Source organism: Cryobacterium sp. MLB-32 (assembly GCF_000738085.1).
In the GTDB taxonomy this organism is placed as follows: domain Bacteria; phylum Actinomycetota; class Actinomycetes; order Actinomycetales; family Microbacteriaceae; genus Cryobacterium.
Map to the genome: position 1 here is coordinate 1 of NZ_JPRS01000251.1, position 6678 is coordinate 6678.

6 protein-coding genes are annotated in these 6678 nt (G+C 67.4%); 5 read left to right on the top strand and 1 reads right to left on the bottom strand.

Annotated features, from left to right (window positions below; all coding sequences use genetic code 11):
• Positions 1–88: 88 nt before the first annotated feature.
• The 3 genes from JF66_RS17035 (at position 89) to JF66_RS17045 (ending at position 3459) form a co-directional block, all read left to right on the top strand.
• Positions 89–1015, top strand: a complete 927-nt coding sequence (locus JF66_RS17035) for a 1,4-dihydroxy-2-naphthoyl-CoA synthase (RefSeq protein WP_035879881.1) — start codon at positions 89–91, stop codon at positions 1013–1015.
• 14 nt (positions 1016–1029) lie between these two features.
• Positions 1030–2199, top strand: coding sequence for an AMP-binding protein (locus tag JF66_RS17040; protein ID WP_035879882.1), 1170 nt, complete (start codon positions 1030–1032; stop codon positions 2197–2199).
• Between the two features lie 243 nt (positions 2200–2442).
• A complete protein-coding gene (locus tag JF66_RS17045) occupies positions 2443–3459 on the top strand; it encodes a 1,4-dihydroxy-2-naphthoate polyprenyltransferase (RefSeq protein ID WP_156109878.1) in 1017 nt (338 codons plus the stop codon).
• 36 nt (positions 3460–3495) lie between these two features.
• Here the strand turns inward: JF66_RS17045 and JF66_RS17050 are convergent, their stop codons facing one another.
• Positions 3496–3864, bottom strand: a complete 369-nt coding sequence (locus tag JF66_RS17050) for a DUF4229 domain-containing protein (RefSeq protein WP_081882472.1) — start codon at positions 3862–3864, stop codon at positions 3496–3498.
• A gap of 175 nt (positions 3865–4039) precedes the next feature.
• Here JF66_RS17050 and JF66_RS17055 point away from each other — a divergent pair, with 175 nt between their 5' ends.
• Positions 4040–4441, top strand: a complete 402-nt coding sequence (locus JF66_RS17055; RefSeq protein WP_035879883.1) for a PLDc N-terminal domain-containing protein — start codon at positions 4040–4042, stop codon at positions 4439–4441.
• 5 nt (positions 4442–4446) lie between these two features.
• On the top strand, positions 4447–6573 hold the full coding sequence (locus JF66_RS24520) for a thiamine pyrophosphate-binding protein (RefSeq protein WP_051973690.1): 2127 nt from the start codon (positions 4447–4449) through the stop codon (positions 6571–6573).
• Positions 6574–6678: the final 105 nt, after the last annotated feature.

The window sequence follows — 6678 nt, forward strand, 5'->3', positions numbered from 1 at the left end:
GGGTTGACTTGACTCTTTTCACAGCGTAATTTCAGCCGGTAATCTGTGTTTCGGGGTAGCGAATGGAGCGGCCAAGTAGGCTGGCTCCATGAACACTGGACCCACCAAAAAGCAGGTATCCGAAATATTCGATGCCACCCAGTGGAACGATGTTTCCGGCTTCGAATCCCTCACTGACGTGACCTACCACCATGATCTGAGCGGACGCATCGCCCGCATCGCGTTCAACCGGCCGGAGGTGCGCAATGCCTTCCGACCACACACGGTTGACGAGCTCTACAACGCACTCGAGGACGCTCGCACGAACCCGCGCATCGGCGTGGTGCTGCTCACCGGCAACGGCCCGAGTGCCAAGGACGGCGGCTGGGCATTCTGTTCCGGGGGCGATCAGCGCATTCGCGGTCGCGACGGATACAAGTACGCCGACGGCGAGACCTCATCGGGGATCGACAAGGCTCGCGGCGGACGACTACACATCCTCGAGGTGCAGCGACTCATCCGCTTCATGCCCAAGGTCGTCATCGCCGTCATCCCCGGATGGGCGGCCGGCGGCGGACACTCCCTGCACGTGGTGTGCGACCTCAGTATCGCGAGCGCGGAGCACGGCAAATTCAAGCAAACGGATGCCGATGTCGGCTCCTTCGATGCCGGTTACGGCAGCGCGTACTTTGCCCGGCAGGTCGGGCAGAAGGCCGCCCGCGAGGTCTTCTTTCTGGCGCGTGAGTATTCCGCGCAGCGCGCCCTCGAGATGGGTGCGATCAACGCCGTCGTTCCGCATGCCGAACTGGAGGCCACCGCATTGGATTGGGGTCGGGAGATTCTCACCAAGTCACCGACGGCCATTCGTATGCTGAAATTCGCATTCAACGCCGTCGACGACGGTCTTGTGGGACAGCAGGTCTTCGCCGGAGAGGCCACCCGCCTCGCCTACGGCACAGACGAGGCCGTCGAGGGACGCGACTCCTTCCTCCAGAAACGGGAGCCCGACTGGTCGCCGTTCCCCTGGCAGTACTGAACGGTGCACGTCAGATGACGCGGCCGCTGCATGTGGTCCCGGTGATTGGCCCCGACGCGCTCGGACCGCTCGACCTCATTCCGGTGCTGCGGGAGGCCCTGACGTCGAGCGGTGCGGCACTCATGCCGATGGCGGCATCCAGTGCTCGCCTCGTCGATCTCACGGTTCCGCGCTCGGTCGCCCTGGTGATCGAAACGTCGGGATCCACCGATGCGCCCAAGCGGGTGATGCTCAGCACCGACGCGCTCTTGGCCGCTGCCGCCGCGTCGAGCGATGCGCTCGGCGGACCCGGCCAATGGTTGCTGGCGTTGCCCACGCACTACATCGCCGGCGCGCAGGTGCTCGTTCGGTCGCTCGCGGCCGTCACGACGCCGGTCGTGTTACCGGCGGGTCACTTTGACCCGCTGCACTTCCGAGACATCGCGGAGACCATGACCGAACCGCTTCGGTACACCTCTCTCGTGCCGGTGCAGCTGGCCCGGCTCCTGGACGCAGCGGCCGACGACCGGCGGATGTGCGCGGTGCTGAGACGCTTCACGGCCATTCTCGTGGGCGGCCAGGCGATGCCTGGGGATTTACTCCACCGGGCCGAAGCCATGGACCTGCGTGTGGTGCGCACGTACGGCTCGTCGGAAACCGCTGGAGGATGCGTCTACAACGGCGTGCCGATCGGCAATACGCGGGTGCGGGTGGTGGACGGTCAGCTCGAGATCACCGGGGCCGTTCTTGCCGAGGGGTATCTCGGAGACGCCGCACGCACCGCGGAGCGGTTCGTCGAGGTGCATGGCGTGCGCTGGTATCGCACGGGAGATCTCGGCACGGTTGACGCCGAGTCCGGCATCGTACGGGTGCTCGGTCGTGCGGACAACGTGATCATCTCCGGTGGAGTCAAGGTGTCGCTCGACGCCGTCGAGGCGATCGTGCGAACCCTGCCTGGCCTGGCCGGGGCGGTTGTCGTGGCCGCCGACGACCCCGAATGGGGCCAGGTTCCCATCGTCGTGCGCGCCTCGGCGCCCGGTGGCGGTGACCAGACCCCCAGTTCGGCGGTCTTTGCCGGCATCGTGGATGCCGTCGTCTCCGTTCTCGGTCGTGCGGCCCGACCCGCGCGACTCGTGGACGTGCCCGCCATTCCCGTACTTTCGTCCGGGAAGCCCGACCGCCGGGCCGTGAGTGCACTGCTCTGATCATCCGTGTGCCGTCGGCCCCGAGTTCGCGCCCCCGGGTAGAATTGTGGCGTGGCAAATGGAGCGCGGCCCGTGCGGCCCAGACAAGAACGAATGAACCCTGCCGGTGTCTCGACAGGGTCGACAACCGGCTTGCCTAAAGGCTCTGCTGGTGGTGTGACAGGCTCGACAACCGGCTTGCCTAAAGGCTCTGCTGGTGGTGTGACAGGGGTCTCGACAGGCTCGACCCAAGCGACAACCGGCTTGCCTAAAGGCTCTGCTGGTGGTTCGACAGGGGCCTCGACAGGCTCGACCAAGGCACCCGCGCCCAAGACTCACGGGAAGTCGGGCAACCCGGCCAAGCGCAACAACCCGGCGCTCCGCGGCCACAACACCGTTAAGCCGGCGTCGGCCGGCGACTGGATATCCGGGGCACGGCTGCGCACGCTTCCTCTCGCCATCGCCCCCGTGGCCCTCGGCACCGGGGCCGCCATCGTGGCGAGCAACCCGGGCGTGTACCACCCCGTTCGCGCCCTCCTCGCCCTGCTCGTGGCCTTGTGCCTGCAGATCGGCGTGAACTACGCGAATGACTATTCGGACGGCATCCGCGGCACTGATGACTTTCGGGTGGGCCCGGCCCGCCTGACCGCGGCAGGCGCCGCCAAACCTCGCACGGTACTCACCGTGGCTCTGGCATTCTTCGGCCTCGCCGCGCTCGCCGGCCTCGTACTCGTGTTCCTCACGCAGTACTGGTGGCTCCTGATTGTGGGGGTCGTCGCGATTGCCGCAGCGTGGCTGTACACCGGCGGCAAGAAGCCTTACGGGTATTTGGGCCTGGGGGAGCTGTTCGTATTCGTGTTCTTCGGGCTTGTGGCCACGATGGGCACAACGTACGTGCAGGTGGGACGCATCAATGTGGAAAGCTGGCTGAGCGCCATCGGGATCGGGCTGATCGCCTGCGCCGTTCTCATGGTGAACAACCTGCGCGACATTGAGCCGGACAAGGCGGCAGGCAAGCGCACGCTCGCCGTGCTGATCGGCCCGAAGTGGGGGCGTGTGGCATTCTGCGTGTTCCTGTTGTTGCCGTTTGTGATCGTCGGCTTCTTTTCGCTGTTCTACCCGCTGGCGTACTTCACCTTCTTCGTGCTGCTCGTAGCCCTGCCGGCGTGCATCATTGCCGTGACGGGTCGCTCGGCGGGCGAGCTCATCCTCGCCCTCAAGCTCACGGGCATTTCGGCTCTCGCCTACGGCGTGCTGCTCGGTCTGGCCTTCGCGCTCTAGGCCGGGCCCGCCCGAACACGCTCTGAACGAGGTGGGTCAGGGCTGTTTGCTGTCCTGACGAGCGGCCGTGTGCGGCTCGTCAGGGGCTGAAGTATCGGGGGCTGAAGCAACAGGGGCTGAAGTGCCGGGCGCAGTCTTCTGTTCCTCGCGATCCAGGGCAGCGTCTTCGAGAGCGGCGTCTTCGTGAACGGGCGGCTCCTCGCGGTGGCGCGCGGCGTACAGGTCGCGTGCAACCTTCTCTCGGGGCTTGCGCAGGAAGATGAATGACAGGCTCATGCCCACGAGCGCGGCGATCACGGCAGCGATCCATTCCTTGATGCCGAGCACCAGCAAGATCGCGAGGGGAACGGCGAAGAGCAGCACGCGATAGACCGAGTAAGACACCCAGGAGGGGACAGATTTCATCTGCCCAGCATAGGATGCGCAACTGTGCGCACGCTGCGGTCCGCGCAAATTTCAGTGACCTCACCGTCTGAAGATTCGACGTCAACCGACGCCGCATTGCCGTGAGGTGGCTGAACGGGGTCGGTCGGGACCTTCCTGCATCGCGCCATCGCGGGGAGCGGCTTACAATTAGGTCATGCCCAAGCTGCTGATCTTCATCGGACTGGCCCTCCTCATCCTGACGGTCTACACAGTCGTGGATTGCGCCCTGTTCGAGCGCAAGCGCGTGCGTGGGCTGCCGCGTTGGGTTTGGATCTTCGTCATCGTGCTCGTTCCTCTGATCGGGCCGCTGCTCTGGCTCTTTGTCGGGCGCGGTCGCGGAGCATCGCCCGTGGGCCGCTCCTTCCGCACCGTGGCACCCGATGACGACCCCGAATTTCTGCGCTCCCTCAACAACGACAAGGACACCCGCGATCGTCTTCGCCGCCTCGAAGAGGAGCTTGCTGACCTCGACAAGCCCGACGCCAAGAAAGACCAGGACGTGCCGAAGACCACCGATCCGGGCGAAGGCGACCAGCCCGGCCGCCGGGATTCCTGAAACGGATGCCAACACCGCTTCGTAGCGGAAGCCCAGCCACCGATTTCAGCTTCGCCCTCCTGAACGAATTCGTGCGCCTCGGCGTGCGGCAGGTCGTTCTAAGTCCCGGTGCGCGCTCGCAGGCGCTGGCCCTGGCGTGTGCAGAGCTCGAACGACTGGGTCGTATCAGCCTGCACGTGCGCACCGATGAACGGGGCGCGGGTTTTCTGGCCCTCGGTCTCGCGGTGGAAACCGGGCTGCCGGCCCTCGTGATCACCACGTCGGGAACGGCCGTCGCCAATCTCCACCCGGCCGTGCTCGAGGCACACCATTCGGGCGTGCCGATCATCCTGCTGACGGCCGACCGGCCGAGTGAGCTGCGGGGCATCCGCTCGAACCAGACCACCGTTCAGCCGGGCATGTTCGGGGTCGCGGCGCACCTCTCCCTCGATGTGCCCGCGCCGACCGGCGAGCCGGACGAGCCCGCAGTGGCCGTAGCTCTCGCGCGCCGGGCAACGGATGCGGCCCTCGGCGCCCACACGCTGACCCCTGGCCCGGTGCAGCTCAACCTCGCATTCCGGGAGCCGCTCTCCGCTGCCGTGACGCTGCCGGACCTCGCTGGCTCGCCTGATTTTTCTGAGGCGTCTGCCCTGCCTGCCCGGTCTGCCCTGCCTGCCCGGCCTGCCCGGCCTGACTCGTCTGACGTCTCTGACTCGTCTGACGTCTCTGACTCGTCTGACGTCTCTGACTCGTCTGAGTCGTCTGACTCGTCTGACGTCCCTGAGTCCTCTGACGCGCCGAGTTCGCCCGACCGGACTGACGTGTCTGAATCCGCCGGTACGTTCGCTGCTGGGCGCGTGGACGCGCCATCGTTGGTAAGACCGGCGGGCGCGGCAGCTGCCGCGACACCGGTGCACGGTGAATCGAGCCCCGTGGAAGGCGGCTGGGTGAGCCTCGTCGCCGGATCCGGGCAGGATGCTCGCGACAACGCGGAGGACCGTGCCTCCTGGGGCCCGGACGAAACTGAGGGGCTCGACGACGCTGCTGCCGAAGCTGCCCGGGAACCCGCTCCGCCCGACGTGCACGCGCTCGTGCAGATCGCGCCGGGGCTGCGAACCGTGGTCGTCGCTGGCCACGGCGCCGGGCCCGCGGCCGAGCAACTCGCCCGTAACGGCGGCTGGCCGCTGCTGGCCGAGGTGTCGAGTGGATCGCGCTTCGGGCCCAACCTGGTCGTCACCTACCGCGAGCTGCTGCACGCCGAGGACCTCGGCGGTCGCATCGAACGCGTCATCGTGTTCGGGCACCCCACACTCAGCCGCGAGGTACCCGCCCTCATCGGCCGCTTGGGCGTGCAGACCATCGTCGTGGCCCCCACCGGAACCGAGTGGTACAACCCCGCGCATGCCGCGAATGCTCTGGCGCGCGCGGCGGAAGCGGATGCCGCCTCCGTCGCCGCCCGTGCGACCCCCCGGGCCCGCGAATGGCTGGGGCGCTGGGTGATGACCAGCCGCCAGCTCCTGCAGGCGGAGTCCGAGCGTGACTCATACCCGCTCGACAAGAGGGGCATCTCCCGCACCGAGCTGGCAGCGCTGCGGGCACCGCTCACCAGGCCCCTCCTCGTGGACGCCGTCTGGCGGGCCTCCTGGCCGCACGACCGGCTCGTGCTGGGAGCGTCCCGGCTGATTCGCGAGGCGGATCGACGGGTGCCCGGCAAGAAGATCTCGGTGCACGCCAACCGGGGCCTCGCTGGCATCGACGGCACGGTATCGACCGCGATGGGCATCGCTCTGGCGAGTCAGGCGGGCCCCGAACCACGGTCGGCGGGCGTCACCCGCCTGTTGCTCGGTGACCTCACGCTGTTGCACGACGTGGGCTCGCTGTTGCTTGCGCCTGGGGAGACCCCGCCGAGGCTGCAGGTTATCGTGGGCACGGACGGCGGCGGCACCATCTTCGACGGCCTCGAGGTGGCTGCAACCGCGCCCTCAGCGGCCCTTGACCGGGTTCTGTATACGCCGCGCCACGTCGACCTGGCGGCTCTCGCGGCGGCTTACGGCTGGGAGTACACCCTGGCCGCCACGCGCACCGACCTGGAGCGTGCGCTCACCGGGGCGCCCGTCGGCCCCAGCATCCTCGAGGTCCCGCTCGCCCGCTGAGCCCGCTCGCCCCCCCCCCGTTGGTCGAGGCGCGACGAAGGAGCGATCGAGGCCTCGTGAGCCGACAGTCCAACGTCCCCCCCCGTTGGTCGAGGCGCGACGAAG

What these genes read in the sequence shown, in the direction of transcription:
- JF66_RS17035 (WP_035879881.1), top strand. Translation starts at nt 89, where the DNA reads ATGAACACTGGACCCACCAAAAAGCAGGTATCCGAAATATTCGATGCC.
- JF66_RS17040 (WP_035879882.1), top strand. Translation starts at nt 1,030, where the DNA reads ATGACGCGGCCGCTGCATGTGGTCCCGGTGATTGGCCCCGACGCGCTC.
- JF66_RS17050 (WP_081882472.1), bottom strand. Translation starts at nt 3,864, where the DNA reads ATGAAATCTGTCCCCTCCTGGGTGTCTTACTCGGTCTATCGCGTGCTG.
- JF66_RS17055 (WP_035879883.1), top strand. Translation starts at nt 4,040, where the DNA reads ATGCCCAAGCTGCTGATCTTCATCGGACTGGCCCTCCTCATCCTGACG.
- JF66_RS24520 (WP_051973690.1), top strand. Translation starts at nt 4,447, where the DNA reads ATGCCAACACCGCTTCGTAGCGGAAGCCCAGCCACCGATTTCAGCTTC.